Raw genomic sequence first — 15,088 nt, forward strand, 5'->3', positions numbered from 1 at the left:
TTCACTGGGCTCTGCCAGAAAAAGTAGATTGCTAGCCACCTAACAAGCATGAACTTGGTGGCTGTCAATCTTTTTTGTGAGAATAAGTATGTTGATAAATTGGATCACAAGCTGTAAATAATAAAAATTTTAGAAGAACGTTAGTTCGTAATAAACGATGAATCGGAATTGGAAATAGCCGACTAGTTATTTTCAAACTGCCCCTAAAAGTATTGCAAATGTAGACGATAATAATAAAGGAATTATTAAGTTGGTTTTTGAATATTTCAAAATACAACAATCAAATAGGGGGACATATATATGGAAAAAACTAGAGCTACCAAGTTTCGGTTTAGCTTGAGGAAGAAATTGATTTTGTCGTTTTTAGTCGTTTTGTTACTGCCAAGTATTACGATCTCTATTTCTTCGTATCAGAGTTCGCAAAATAATTTGGATCAACAAATGATGGAGACGGCGCAAAAGGATGTAGGAATCATTAATCATTCAGTAGAGCAATTTATTCGTTCGCATATAGATAATGTCAATTATTTAGCGAATTCAGTTGTCGCTTCTAATATTGTCGAAGATGATGATGTTCAAATAAGAAGATTGCTAGATACAATACAGAGCGACAAAGCAGATGTTGAACAAACATTTATAGCAACAGAGAAAGGGCAATTTATTAATTCGCCGTCTACAGTAAAAAATCCACCTGGTTATGACCCAAGAGTGCGACCTTGGTATCAGGATGCGATGGCTAATAAGGGTCAGATACTTATTACAGATCCACGCGTATCGCTAGCGACTAAACAAGTCGTCATTACGATAGCCAAAGCAACAACCGATGGAAAAGGGGTTGTTGCGGTTGATCTTAAGTTGGAGAGTTTTATCAATTTAGTCAATCAAATCAAAATTGGCAAACAAGGTTATTTATATGTAATCGATAAGAATAATCATTATATTACCCACCCGACGATTGAGGTCGGCACAAAAGTAGAAGACGATTTGTCCAAAAAATTGCAAGCGGCCCAAACAGGCAAGTTTAATTATATAGCAAATGGGGAGCCGAGGAAATTAGCGTTTTCTACGAGTGAATTAACAGGTTGGAAAATTGTCGGCAGTATGAATCAAGGTGAAGTAGCTGATGCAGTTAAACCCATTTTAAAAACAACATTAATCGTCATAAGTATTTCGATTATACTTGGGGGCTTATTGATTTTATTCATCATTCGCTCAATGATTCGTCCAATTACGGAGCTAGTCGGGGCGGCGAATAATTTGAGTCAAGGTGATCTAAGTGTTCGTGTTAATTTAACAAGTAAAGATGAGCTTGGTCAGTTGGCCCAAGCATTTGATCAAATGCGAAAAAGTCTTAGTGAGATTATTCTCGAAGTTCGGGAAAAGTCGAGTAGCTTAGCAGCATCTTCTGAGCAATTAAATGCAAGTACAGAGCAGAACACGTCTGCAACAGAACAAATTTCTTCATCGATTCAGGAAGTGGCTGCAGGTATGGAGAGTCAGTCTACTCAGATTGAACAAAGCTCAAGAATGGCTGGGGAAATGTCAGCATCGATTCAATATATTGCAAAAAGTTCACAAGAAGTTTCGCAAACGGCAACCAATGCATCATCAGCTGTAGAAGTAGGAAATAAAGCGATCGAAACAACGGTTGGACAAATGGAATACATTAAGAAAACGGTGAATGAAATATCAAGCAGCATCCAAGTTTTAAATAGTCACTCACAAGAAATTAGTAAGATTGTAGACGTGATTACAAATATAGCCGACCAAACAAATTTACTTGCACTTAATGCAGCGATTGAAGCGGCTAGAGCAGGTGAGCATGGCAAAGGCTTTGCTGTTGTTGCAGATGAAGTACGTAAGCTTGCCGAACAATCGGCACAATCAACCGATCAAATTAGACAAATGATTGGATCGATTCAGAGTGAAACATCCAATGCAGTGAAATCTATGGAATCAGGAACAACAGAAGTAGACAAAGGAATTGAAGTAGTCAGTGATGCAGGTGCATCCTTTGCGGCTATTACAGGTTACTTTACGACAATAACCGAACAAATTGAACAAGTAACATCCAAAGTCCAAGATATTTCCATTGGAACAAAACAGTTTGCTAACACTTTTGAAGAAGTTGCAAAAGTAGCAGACTCTACAGCAGGTGGCGCTCAAAATGTTTCTGCTTCTACACAGGAACAATTAGCTTCTATGGAAGAAATCAGAAGTTCGGCAACTTCTTTATCACAAATCGCCGAGGAATTGCAGGATATCGTGGAGCAATTTAAACTGTAACATTGGGAAACACATAACAAGTCTTTAAAAAGGTAGCTCTAAAAAGGTCTGACCTCACGTTCTATACACCGTTTATTACGAAATTATACTAATAAACGATATATAGCAGATGTGAGGTTCTAGACCTTTTTGTTATGGGGTTGCCTCTTTATGTATAAACTAATAACACCATGTCGTTTCCCTACTTTTTAGCCGTTTTGTCCGAATAATATTGATGGTTAAAAAAAGTAATTAAAACAGATTGCCTTAAATGAAAAAAGACTACGTGATTCAAGCAGAAACGATTCAAAATGTAATCTCAAATAAGGACAGTACCTTCTCAACGAAAGGCACTTAAAAAGAAATAGAAAAAGAAATTATCCAAATGGTTTGAAAGGAAGAGAACAATAATCAAATAAAAGCGGCTGAAAGTTTAGGAATAAATAGGGAAACTTTCTGCTTTTTTACGATGATTAGTTGCAAAATTAAACAATTTAATAACATTAGGGAAATGTAAACGAAAACTGTTGCAATTGGAAACGTTTTATCTTAATATAATGAATGCAACCGATATTTTCATATAAATGATTTTTCTAATAGGGTATTAAAGTTGGAAATTAAAGCAACGTTAGTTCGTATTCCAGGAGGAATGATGGTAGTTCCACTTCTTCTGGCAGCATTAATTAACACATTCGCACCCGGCTTTCTAGGGATTGGGAATTTCATACAAGCATTATTTGTTGATGGTGCTAGTACTTTAATTGCGTTATTCTTATATTTCTGTATTATTACCGATTGTCATTGGTATGGTATTAGGGAATTTGGATCCTGAAATGGAGAAGTTCCTTCCAAAAGGTAGTGATATGTTAATTCCGTTCTTCGCATTTGCTTTAGGTATGGGAATTGACCTTGAAAAAATTAATGAAGGCGGATTATCAGGTATTTTACTTGGCGTGTTAACAGTGGTATTAACAGGCGGAGCTGGTTATTTAACATTCAAATTCCTAAAGTGGAATCCAATTGTGGGTGCTACTGAAGGTTCAACAGCAGGAAATGAAGTTGCAACTCCTGCAGCAAGCGTTGTTACAACCGCTATTTCGTTTCCGATTTTTGTATGATTCCTAGCTGGACAACTTACGAAAAAAGGAAAACAAAAGAAATAAACCTTCTATAATTTATGTTCAAAAGAGGTGTAAGTATGAAATTAGCTATTATAGCCGATGATTTGACTGGTGCCAATGATAGTGGAGTTCAATTAGCTCGTCACGGTTTAAAAACGACTGTTTTATTTGATATGGATGAAACAAGCGTTAAACAATATGAAGCTGTTGTTTTTGATACGGATAGCCGTTCTATCGATCGAAAAGAAGCTTATGAAAAAGTAAAACAAATAGCAGAATATCTCAAAGATGCAGGATTTAAAAATATTTTCAAAAAACTCGATTCAACAATGAGGGGAAATATTGGAGCAGAAATCGATGCGGTATATGATGTTGTAAAACCGGATTTTGTTATGATCGCACCTGGCTATCCTAAAAACAATCGAACGATTCTCCAATCTACACACTATTTAAAGGGTGTTCCGTTAGGAGAAACAGAGATTGCAAAAGACCCTAAAACACCTATAACACAATCATATTTACCCGAACTTTTAAAAGAACAAACGAAACATACAATTGGTACGATTACAGTTGATGACTTAGAACATGGGGAACAATTTGTTCAAGAAAAAATTAAGGGTTATTTCCAAAAAGAGATAACATACCTTATCATTGATTCAACAGAAGAGTATCACCTTAAACAAATTTTGGACTACACCCAAAAATTAACCTATCAATTTACTTGGGTTGGGTCTGCTGGGATTGCCAATTATCTTCCTGACTACTATGCCATTCCAAAAGGAAATAGCGTATTGGCTATTCCTAAAAATACAAATCCAACACTTACGGTTATTGGGAGTGTGAATAAAAATTCTAGAGCACAGATGAAGGTGCTGTTAGAAAAAACAAATGTCTACGCAATCCCATTTGAATCTTACAAAGCCGTCGCCGATAATATGGAAAGAACAAGTGAAATCAGAAGAGTCTATCATGAAGCTATGCAAAAAGCAGAAGAGGGCTTAGATGTTTTGATCTATTCCACAGGGGAAAAAGAAGATATTGAAAAAGCATGGAGTACAGGTGAAGCAAAAGGGCTTAGCCATACTGAAATTAGTAATGAAATTGTAAAAGCAATTGGTGCGGTTTGCTCTGTACTCTTAGAATCAGGAATTTTCACAGGTGTTTCCATGACTGGTGGAGATACGGCTAAACAAATTTGTACTTTATGGGATGTTAAAGGTTTTGAATTACTAGACGAACTAGAAATCGGTGTACCTATTTCTAAGTTTTTAGGAAATGATAACATTTATGTGGTCACTAAAGCTGGTGGCTTTGGTGCAGAAGATGTTTTCATACATGCAATAACAAAATTAAAGGGGGAAAAATGAATTATGAAACCAATTATCGGAATTACTATGGGAGATGCTGCAGGTATTGGACCTGAAATCATCGTTAAATCTCTTAATCACAAAGAAGTATATGAAAAATGTAACCCATTGGTTATTGGGGATGCAAAAATTTTAGAAAAGGTAAGTCCAATTGTCCAATCAACAGCAACAATCAATATGATTAAAGACCCTTCTGAAGCTAAATATGAATATGGAACAATTGATGTAATCGATTTAGATCTTTTACCTGCTGACTTACCTTTCGGAGAAGTTTCAGCTGCTGCAGGAGACGCAGCGTTCCAATATTTAGCTAAATCGATTGAATTAGCTAAAGAAAAGAAAATTGACTCGATCTGTACAGCTCCTTTGAATAAAGAAGCATTGCATAAAGGTGGTCATATCTATCCAGGGCACACTGAAATTCTTGCTGATTTAACAGATACAGAAGACTTTTCAATGATGTTAACGACTCCTAACTTAAGAGTGATTCATTTAACGACTCACATGGGATTAATAGAAGCGATTGCAAGTATTAACCCAGAAAGAACGTATACAGTTGTCAAATTAGCACATGATACCCTTGCAAAAGCGGGCTTTGACAACCCTAGAATCGCCGTTTGTGGAATTAATCCACATGCTGGAGAAAATGGTTTGTTTGGTAATGGAGAAGAAGAAGAAAAATTAATGCCTGGTATTGAGAAAGCGAAATCCGAAGGCATCGATGTAACAGGTCCACTACCAGCTGATACATTATTCTTCAGAGCTGGCAGAGGCGATTTTGATGTTGTCGTTGCATGTTATCATGACCAAGGACATGCGCCTGTAAAAGTAATGGGTATTGAAGAAGGTGTTAATATAACAGTTGGCTTAAAAGGCGGCATCATTAGAACGTCTGTCGATCACGGTACAGCATTTGATATCGCTGGTAAAAATATCGCTGATGACAAAAGTATGTTAGCGGCTATAAATTCAGCGATTGAATTAGCACCTAAAAGATAAGATCAACTTCAAACGGTGGAGCCTCATCTTCCACTGATTGTGATTAAATGTATTGTAAACTCTAAAACGTGTAGGTATTCTACTCGTTTTAGAGTTTTTTTGTTTTTGACAGATTACTTCATTCGTCTGTCGTTATCTAGCAAAAGCGGTTTACCTATTAAAGATGAGTTAGGGTGATATGGTAGTTTGGGGTGATATGAGGAAAGGGGAAACAGAAATGCCGTGATCGGATCACACAAATCCCCAAAAAAGAACCTCACTAGTAAGTAAGGTCGAATGATAACTAAAGAGATTATAACAAGGTGGATAGAAGAGATACTTTTTTATATAACGTTAATATCTCTTTACTGTACGGTTCCCCAGCCTCATTGATTTGCCCTTCCATATCGGTCAGGAGATCAGCTAATTTTAGTGCTTTTTGTCTGTCTGAAATATAACTGTTGCGAAGGATCGATTCGTACTTTTCGTTGTACTCAGCAAGCGTCATTTTATAAGTCCTCCTTAAAGTGCAAAGTAATTTAAGTCGTCTATTATTTCTTCATCCGTTATTTCGATGTATGTTAACGTTACTCCTGTACGGCTACCGTTGTTTCTTTTTTACGATGCTACTTGTCATGACAGTACCCGTGTTTTCAACTAGTGAAATCAACGGATTGAACGAACTATATTTAACCTAAGTATAGCATGATTCCCCAGTATGTTCAGTAATTAGGAAAAATGAATGGAACGAATCATACCAATTCAAATAATTGAAAAATCCGATTAGTTATTACAAAAACGATTATAATGATAGTGTTAGGGATTGTATAAAAGGAGATTTGACATGCCTGTTATCCGTTATCAACAATTGATTAAAGCACCAATTGAAGTATGTTTTGACTTAGCGAGGAACGTGGATATTCATACTCAAACAACATTGCAATCAAAGGAAGGAATCAAAGATGACGTTACAACAATTAAAATATGTGATTGAAGTGGCAAGAAGTCGTTCGATTAGCAAAGCAGCACAGAATTTGTTTATTAGTCAGCCAAGCTTATCAAACGCACTAAAAGAGCTGGAGAAAGAAATGGGGATTACGATTTTTTCGCGAACCAATAAGGGAATTATGATTACTCCTGAAGGCTCGGAGTTTTTAGGTTACGCAAGGCAGGTGGTTGAACAGGCAGAGCTTCTTGAAAATCGCTATTCCAATACGCAAGCACCTCAACAGAATTTTTCTGTATCAGCTCAACACTATGCATTTGCGGTGAGTGCCTTTGTACAACTACTAAAAGATTATGATCGAAAGGAATATGAGTTCACTTTACGAGAAACGAAGACATATGAAATCATTGATGATGTGAAAAACCTACGTAGTGAAATTGGCGTTTTATATGTAAATGAGTTCAACAAAAAGGTGATTTATAAATTTCTTAGAGAAGGAAATTTAATATTTCATGAGCTATTTGAAGCGAAACCACATGTCTTTATTAGTTCAAAGAACCCACTTGTGAAGCAGGAATATGTGACATTATCTGATTTACGCCCGTTTCCATATCTCTCTTTTGAACAAGGAGATTATAATTCCTTTTATTTTTCTGAGGAGATTTTAAGCACTCTTTCTAGACCAAAAAATATTCGGGTTAGTGACCGGGCCACTTTATTTAACTTACTGATTGGATTAAATGGCTATACGATTTCGACAGGTGTCATTAGTCATGAATTAAACGATGAAGACATTATTGCGGTTCCCTTGAAGGTGGATGAACGGATTACCGTTGGATATATTACTCACAAAAATGTAACGAACAGTACACTGGCCAATATCTATATTCAATATTTACAAGAAGCAATCGCAAAAGAACAATCATAGCTATAGTTAAAAGCTATGGCAAGAGATAGATTTTACGTGTTACGTTATACTGATTTTTCCGTGCTATACTTACCTCATATCAAATAAGAAGACAACTAGTTACGGTAATTACCCCTCTTCCTATTTATGAGAAGAAGGTTTTTTTATATTAAAGAAAGAAGGGCATCATGTATGATAAACACAACAGTTAAAGCGCCATTTAGGGCCGATCATGTAGGTAGTTTTCTAAGAACAGAACCGATTAAAGAAGCAAGAAAGGCTTATGTGAATGGGGAAATTGATAAAGATGCTTTAAAGGCTATAGAGGATCAAGAGATCGAGAAACTTGTACAAAACCAAATTAAGGTAGGGCTTAAAGCAATAACGGATGGTGAGTTTAGACGTTCTTGGTGGCACTTAGATTTCCTATCAGGTTTAGAAGGGGTAGAACTGTTTGAAACGGAATATGTAAGTAACTTCAAAGGTGCTAGAACAAGAAATAATGCTATTAAAGTGGTTGATAAAGTAGGCTTTGATAATCATTATATGGTAGAACACTTTAAGTTCTTACAAGAGGCAGTGGACAAATATGGTGATGGAAGTCAAGTTGCTAAGTTTGCCATTCCAAGTCCCAATATGTTATTCACTAGGATTCAGGGTGATGAGTATTATAACGGGAATAGAGAGCAATTCTATAACGATACCGTAACAGCGTACCAAACAGCCATTCAAGCTTTCTATGATGCAGGCTGTCGCTATTTACAATTAGATGATACTTCTTGGATTGATTTTGTTTCGGAAGAACGCATAAAAGCAGTCGTTGAAAGACTGAACATGGAAGTTAGTGACATCATCGATACTAGAGTAAGTTGTTTAAATGATGCTATTGCTAAGAAACCTGATGATATGGTCATTACCATGCATATTTGTCGTGGAAACTTCAAGTCTACCTATATTACAAGTGGTGGATACGATAATATATCTGATGCGATATTTGCTAACTTAAATGTAGATGGACTCTTCCTAGAATATGATGATAACCGTTCAGGCGATTTTGAACCATTAAAAAACTTTAAACGTGATGACCAAACAGTCGTACTAGGATTGATAACATCTAAATTCCCAGAACTAGAAGATCCAGAAAGTATCAAAGGTAGAATAAAAGAAGCAAGTCAATATATTCCTTTAGAAAACCTAGCATTAAGCCCGCAATGCGGATTCTCTAGCACGGAAGAAGGAAATATATTAACAGAAGAAGAACAGTGGAATAAAATAAGTCACATGATTAAAATTGCTGAGAGTGTGTGGGTAACAACTGAAAGTGTTTCGAACTAAATAATAGATTTGTAGAACCTCTCCCTCCTATTAGTAGGTAGGGGAGAGGTTTACTTAAAAAACGTATCATGCCAAATTTAATGTTGGATTATATATATCTTGTTATAGTTTAAAGCTATAACAAGATATAGTTTTAAACTATATGGTTTGCTCCGCGCTACACTTACTTGCATAACAAGCGATCATGCTGGCATCATCATATAGTCATTTTATTGGGGGTATATTATGAATCCTATTTCTTTCTTTGAGCAAAGTAAATTAAAACCGTTCCACATTCTGTTAGTTTTTTGGTTATTTATCATTCTGATGTTTGAAGGATATGATGTCGTAATCTACGGCGCTACCATTCCCTTCTTAAAAGAATCATGGGGGATTTCAAATATGGTAGCCGGTTCCATCGGTAGCTATACAACCATAGGCACAGCTGCTGGTGCGGTACTGTTCGGTCTCTATTCGGATCGATTTGGTCGTAGGCGTATTATTATTTTAACGACACTGCTGTTTAGTATTTTTACCATGCTTTCAGGTTTTGCACCGAATGCCATCATCTTTACGATTTGTCGCGTGATTGCCGGCTTTGGGTTTGGTGGGGTTATGCCGAATATCGCTTCACTTATTTCTGAATATGCACCATTAAAATATCGTGCTGCTATCATTTCTTTTATTTTTTGTGGCTATTCAGTTGGTGCGATGGGTGCGTCCTTCATCGGTCAAGCGTTACTGGCTGATTTCGGATGGCAACCAGTTTACTGGATTGGCGCTATTCCTTTAATTTTTATTCCATTCATGTTAAAAGCGATTCCAGAATCACTTGACTACTTGCTTAATAACAAACAACATGACCGCATTGCGATGATTGTCGATAAAATTCAACCAAGCGCTGCTACAACACTCGATTTTACGTATAAAAAGGTAGTACAAACACAAAAATCACCCGTTAGTGCTCTTTTCACCAAAAAGTTCGCTGTTACAACGATGATGTTTTGGTTAGCCTGCTTCTGTACATTCATTTTAATGTATTCACTTAATACTTGGTTACCTACATTAATGCTGCAGGCTGGTTATAACTTATCTTCAAGTTTAATGTTTGTTGCTGTATTACAAATCGGTTCCATTGTTGGCACATTAATACTTGGTAATGTCATTCAAAAAATAGGATTTAAAAATGTGTTAATTCCGCTTTATTTGGTTGGTGCTATTTCTTTAACACTAATTGGCTTTTCTACGAATCTATATGTCGCGTACTTTTTAATTTTTCTCATCGGTGCTGCAACAGTTGGTCTGCAAAATATGTCAAATGCATTTGTTGCTTCGTATTATCCTGTCAACATTCGATCGGCAGCACTTGGAAGTACAATGGCCTTTGGTCGCATCGGCTCCATTGTGGCTCCGACTTATGTGGCGGTGTTACTGACCATGAACCTACAGCCACAATTTAACTTTATCGCCATTGGAATTGCTGCTATATTCGGTATGATTGCATTGTTATTTGTTAATGACAAACACGCCGATTATCAAACTGTCCATGAATCAGAGGTAAACAACACGAAAATAGTTCAGTCATTATAAAGCGAAAGGAGGTCGGGGGAAATTCGGACCTCCTTTTTGCATTCGATTTTATCCCGCATTAACGGAAAGTCAAAACCCCCACTGATTGAAGTTTCACTTTATATGTATGCGCCAAATAACAGACTTAAAGAATTTACCAAACCTCCTGTTAAAATCATATCTAGTCACTAAGCTCAATATATGAGATTTTGTTACTTATACAATAGGTGGAGACGCTTTTTGACCTAACCAGCTAATAGAGACTCCTCTGTTATTCAACCGAAGGGCGCTTTAATGAAGTAGCTAAAGTCTAATTTCTCACTTGCAACACCGAGAAATTAGGCTTTTTTATTTGGATTTCCTTAACATTAACATTTTAAATCCGCATTATCCTGACCCTACTCCTAAATCGCTTTTTACTTATTTTGATCTTACCTCGATCGTCATTTTTCTATTTATGTAGGATTTTTAAAGTGTTATAGAACAATCGATTGTTTTTTATCGATATATCGATTATAATTACCGATATAATTAGAGATGGAGGGATATGATGAAAAAGCGGAGAGGGTTTGTACAATTAGCCATCTTACATTTACTCAGAGATGATTCGATGCATGGTTATCAAATCATGAAGGAATTGGAGGATCGTTCGGATGGCCATTATTTGGCTAGTGCGGGTACAGTTTATCCTGCACTTCAAGAATTACAAAATCAGGAAATGATCGATCTTGAGCCTGAAACAGACAAAAAAGTCTATTTTATTAATCAAAAAGGAAAAGATCGTTTGGAGGAGTTTGCGAAGAGTGGAAAAGGAGATTTCTGGGTGGATTGGAAAGAGTGGTCGATTTGGCGGAATTCAACAGAGTCCGTTCAGCTAAAGGAGGCTATCGATCTGTGGGAAGTCGAGATGCGAAAAGCAATGAAGGGAGCAAGAATGAATGCAGAAAAATCTGTAGAATTAATCGCCTTTTTAAAAGAAATAACCGAGCGTCTAAAGAAAGAAAACAGGTAGGGAGGGGGAACTTAAATGAAGTCCTTGAGGAAATTACTTCAATATGTAAAACCCTATACACTTTTCGCCATTTTGGGGCCGTTCTTGATGTGCATTGAAGTAGCGATGGATTTGCTACAGCCGACTATCATGCAGCATATCATTGATGTGGGAATCGCTAATCAAGACAATGCTTATGTCATAAAGCTCGGGCTGCTCATGTTATTGACAGCTTTTGTAGGGTTAATAGGAGGAGCTGGCAGTTCCATTTACAGTACGAAAGCGGCTGTCCATTTTGCAACAGATATTCGTCGTGACGTGTTCAGGAAGACGGAGCAATTTTCCAATCAAAATACCGATTCATTTGGTACTGGAAAATTAATAACCATTGTGACGAATGATATTGCGGCAGTTCAGCAGGCACTTATGATGACATTGCGTGTTTTTGTACGTGGACCGTTGCTATTTATTGGCTCAGTGGTCATTGTCTGGTTTACAGCACGTGAATTGTTTCCTGTGTTATTCGTTGCCATTCCGGTTTTAATTGCTTTTATCTATTATTTTTCTGCTAAATCAGGCAAATTGTTTGCAAGAGTGCAAAAAGCGATGGATCAGGTTAATACAAAACTTCAGGAAACTTTGGCAGGTATCCGTGTTATCAAAGCGTTCGATCGTCAAGATTATGAGAAGGAAAATTTCAAAACGGTAAATGATTCGTTAATGAAGCGGAATATGTCGGCCGAGCAAGTCATTCTTACGCTCATGCCTATTATGTTGTTCGTAGTGAATATTGGTGTTGTTGCGGGTCTATGGATGGGGGCGATAAAAGTGAATGAAGGCACACTTCAAGTCGGCGTCATCTTAGCTTTCATTAATTATTTGAACATTATTATGAATGGATTAATGACGAGCAGCCATGTGTTGATGCAGATTACTCGTTCCTTTACTTCAGCAGATCGGATTCACCAGGTACTTGATACGGAAATTGATATTACTGAACCTGAAAGTCTAGCTCTTCTTCCAGCAATACGCGGTGAAGTGGAGTTTAGACAGGTGAATTTTAGTTATAGTAAAAATGGAGAATATGTGTTAAAAAATATTTCTTTTCAGGCTAAAGCAGGTGAGACGATTGGAATTATCGGTTCGACTGGTAGTGGGAAATCGACGCTCGTAAAATTGCTTCCACGCCTATACGATCCAGATTCGGGAGCTATCTTGATCGATGGGGTCAACATAAAAGAATATCCTCTGGAAAAACTGCGAACAGCGATTGGTTTTGTTCCGCAAAAAGCCACGCTGTTTTCCGGTACGATTGAGGAGAATTTACGCTTCGGCAAAGAGGAAGCAACAACGCTTGAGATGGAAAGCGTGGCTCAGTCTGCAGCTGCAAGTGAGTTTATAAATAGATTTGACGGAAAATTTGCCCATGAGCTCATGCAAGGAGCGACGAATTTGTCCGGTGGCCAAAAACAACGTCTATCGATGGCGCGTGCATTCATCCGGGAACCGAAATTTTTAATCCTAGATGACTCAACTTCGGCCATTGACGCTTTATCGGAAACAGCGGTGCAACAGGCATTAAAACAAGATTATTCAGATACAACTGTGTTCATCATCTCTGCAAAAATTTCATCGATTATGGATGCCGACCAGATTCTCGTCGTGGATGATGGAAGGATCGAAGCAAGTGGAACACATGAAGAATTACTTGCGAAAAGCCGCGTCTATCACGATATCTATATTACGCAAAGCGGGAAGGAGGTCCATTCCTATGAGTAAAACTTCCTCACAGCCTGTCCCGAATGTAATGGGTCGCGCCCGTGGACCAAGAGGGTTTTCCGGACCGGTTGTTAAAGCGAAGGATAAAAAAGGAACGGTTAAACGAATTTGGCGATATATGGAAGTGCAAAAAGTAGCGCTGATCACAGCGATTATTTTTGTTATCTTTTCTACACTATTAGGCTTATTAGGTCCCTATTTGATTGGGGTCATCATTGATGACTACATCATTCCAAAGGATATTGATGGGACTCTTCGGCTTTTGGTATTATTAGCTTCTGTTTATACGGCTATCTCAATATTCACCTGGTTGCAAACGTTTTTGATGGTCCGCGTATCATTACAGACGATTCGGATATTACGTCAGGATTTATTTAATAAATTTCAGGTATTATCCTTAAGGTTTTTCGATAAACGTACACATGGAGATTTGATGAGCCGAGTGACAAATGATATTGAGAGCTTGAATAATGCGCTCAGTCAAAGCGTTATTCAAATTTTTTCATCCATCTTAATGGTATCGGGTGTTACGATTGCGATGTTTTCACTTAATTGGGTGCTTGCCATTGTGACGCTGTTGATCATTCCAGTGATGATCTTTACGACTAAAAAAATCATCACATACAGCAGCAGTAATTTCATCAAAAGACAGCGAGACTTGGGAGAGTTGAACGGATTTATCGAGGAGTCCATTTCAGGAAACGAAGTGATTACACTCTTTGGGAAAGAGGAAAAGACGATTGCGAAATTCTCGGTGGTTAATGAAAGACTGCGCCATTCGGCAATGGCGGCAGATACGGTATCAGGCTTTCTTGGACCGATTAATAACTTCATTAACAATGCGGGACTAGGATTAGTGATTGGGTTTGGCGCGATTATGACGGTTCAAGGGATGACATCTGTCGGGATCATTGCCGCCTTCGTCACGTATTCCCGCCAATTCTTCCGGCCTATTAACCAACTATCCAGTCTATTGAATACGTTTCAGTCCGCGATAGCTGGCGCTGAGAGGGTGTTTGAAATCATGGATGAAACTCCAGATTTGAAGGATAAAGAGAATCCGATTGCAATCGATTCCTTTCATGGTGATGTCGAATTTTCCAATGTTCACTTTTGCTATGAGGATGAAAAGCCAATCTTGAAAAATATTAATTTTAAAGTAAGGGCAGGCGAGAAAATTGCCTTGGTAGGTCCAACTGGTTCGGGTAAAACGACCATCATCAATCTGTTAATGAGGTTCTATGACATTCATTCTGGTGAAATAAAAATCGATGGTCAGGACATTAGAGATTATAAAATTAGTAAGTTGCGCAAAAAAATTGGTATTGTGCTTCAGGATACCTTTCTATTTTCCGGGACCATCATGGAAAATATCCGTTATGGACGTTTGGAAGCAACCGATGATGAAGTCATTGCTGCGGCAAAAATGGCTTCTGCTCATGGATACATCAAGCATTTACCCGAAAAATATCAAACGTCAATCACATCTGGTGGCTCCAACATAAGTCAGGGACAACGCCAATTGCTTGCGATTGCCAGGGCCATTTTAGCGGATTCAGATATATTGATTCTTGATGAAGCAACATCTAGCATTGATACCAGAACCGAAATTGAAATCCAAGAAGGATTGAATCGCTTAACTGAGGGACGGACAAGCTTTGTAATTGCCCACCGCTTAAAAACAATTGAGAATGCCGACCGGATTTTGGTTATCCATCATGGCGAGATCATTGAATCGGGTACCCATCAGGAACTGTTGCAGGAGAAAGGCTTTTATTTTGACATGTATGATAGTCAGTTTAATATTTGAGGATGAATACTCCCGCCACTTAACTTTCTAACAAAAGTTTG

11 protein-coding genes and 1 pseudogene are annotated in these 15,088 nt (G+C 37.6%); 11 read left to right on the forward strand and 1 reads right to left on the reverse strand.

The features are described from left to right. The first annotated feature begins 300 nt into the window (after positions 1–300). The 4 genes and pseudogenes from ACIQZI_RS01220 to pdxA all read left to right on the forward strand — a co-directional run bounded on the left by ACIQZI_RS01220 (position 301) and on the right by pdxA (position 5,752). Positions 301–2,286, forward strand: coding sequence for a methyl-accepting chemotaxis protein (locus ACIQZI_RS01220; protein WP_403068355.1), 1,986 nt, complete (start codon positions 301–303; stop codon positions 2,284–2,286). Between the two features lie 589 nt (positions 2,287–2,875). Next, positions 2,876–3,383: pseudogene (locus ACIQZI_RS01225) on the forward strand (2-keto-3-deoxygluconate permease). Positions 3,384–3,463: 80 nt separating this feature from the next. After that, entirely contained in the window at positions 3,464–4,753 is a 1,290-nt protein-coding gene (locus tag ACIQZI_RS01230) for a four-carbon acid sugar kinase family protein (protein ID WP_403068358.1), read from the forward strand. Positions 4,754–4,756: 3 nt separating this feature from the next. Then, positions 4,757–5,752 (forward strand): 4-hydroxythreonine-4-phosphate dehydrogenase PdxA, encoded by a 996-nt coding sequence (gene pdxA, locus ACIQZI_RS01235; RefSeq protein WP_062176120.1) that lies wholly within the window; start codon positions 4,757–4,759, stop codon positions 5,750–5,752. Positions 5,753–6,044: 292 nt separating this feature from the next. Here pdxA and ACIQZI_RS01240 read toward each other — a convergent pair whose 3' ends face one another. After that, positions 6,045–6,239, reverse strand: coding sequence for a hypothetical protein (locus ACIQZI_RS01240; protein WP_062176123.1), 195 nt, complete (start codon positions 6,237–6,239; stop codon positions 6,045–6,047). Positions 6,240–6,575: 336 nt separating this feature from the next. Here ACIQZI_RS01240 and ACIQZI_RS01245 point away from each other — a divergent pair, with 336 nt between their 5' ends. The 7 genes from ACIQZI_RS01245 (at position 6,576) to ACIQZI_RS01275 (ending at position 15,047) form a co-directional block, all read left to right on the forward strand. After that, entirely contained in the window at positions 6,576–6,725 is a 150-nt protein-coding gene (locus ACIQZI_RS01245) for a hypothetical protein (protein ID WP_403068363.1), read from the forward strand. Continuing rightward, positions 6,694–7,605, forward strand: a complete 912-nt coding sequence (locus ACIQZI_RS01250; protein ID WP_403068366.1) for a LysR family transcriptional regulator — start codon at positions 6,694–6,696, stop codon at positions 7,603–7,605. The genes ACIQZI_RS01245 and ACIQZI_RS01250 overlap by 32 nt, the downstream gene beginning before the upstream one ends. A 171-nt stretch (positions 7,606–7,776) precedes the next feature. Then, positions 7,777–8,919, forward strand: a complete 1,143-nt coding sequence (locus ACIQZI_RS01255) for a 5-methyltetrahydropteroyltriglutamate--homocysteine S-methyltransferase (RefSeq protein WP_403068369.1) — start codon at positions 7,777–7,779, stop codon at positions 8,917–8,919. A gap of 225 nt (positions 8,920–9,144) precedes the next feature. After that, positions 9,145–10,488 carry an MFS transporter gene (locus tag ACIQZI_RS01260; protein ID WP_403068372.1) on the forward strand — a complete coding sequence of 448 codons (1,344 nt, stop codon included), beginning with the start codon at positions 9,145–9,147 and terminating at the stop codon, positions 10,486–10,488. A gap of 526 nt (positions 10,489–11,014) precedes the next feature. Beyond that, complete coding sequence (locus ACIQZI_RS01265) at positions 11,015–11,479, forward strand: PadR family transcriptional regulator (RefSeq protein ID WP_403068375.1); 465 nt, start codon at positions 11,015–11,017, stop codon at positions 11,477–11,479. A 15-nt stretch (positions 11,480–11,494) separates the two neighbouring features. Continuing rightward, complete coding sequence (locus ACIQZI_RS01270) at positions 11,495–13,237, forward strand: ABC transporter ATP-binding protein (RefSeq protein WP_403068378.1); 1,743 nt, start codon at positions 11,495–11,497, stop codon at positions 13,235–13,237. Then, a complete protein-coding gene (locus ACIQZI_RS01275; RefSeq protein ID WP_403068381.1) occupies positions 13,230–15,047 on the forward strand; it encodes an ABC transporter ATP-binding protein in 1,818 nt (605 codons plus the stop codon). The genes ACIQZI_RS01270 and ACIQZI_RS01275 overlap by 8 nt, the downstream gene beginning before the upstream one ends. Positions 15,048–15,088: the final 41 nt, after the last annotated feature.

Origin of the sequence: Peribacillus sp. NPDC096379 (genome assembly GCF_044762875.1) — a bacterium.
Classification (GTDB): Bacteria; Bacillota; Bacilli; order Bacillales; family DSM-1321; genus Peribacillus.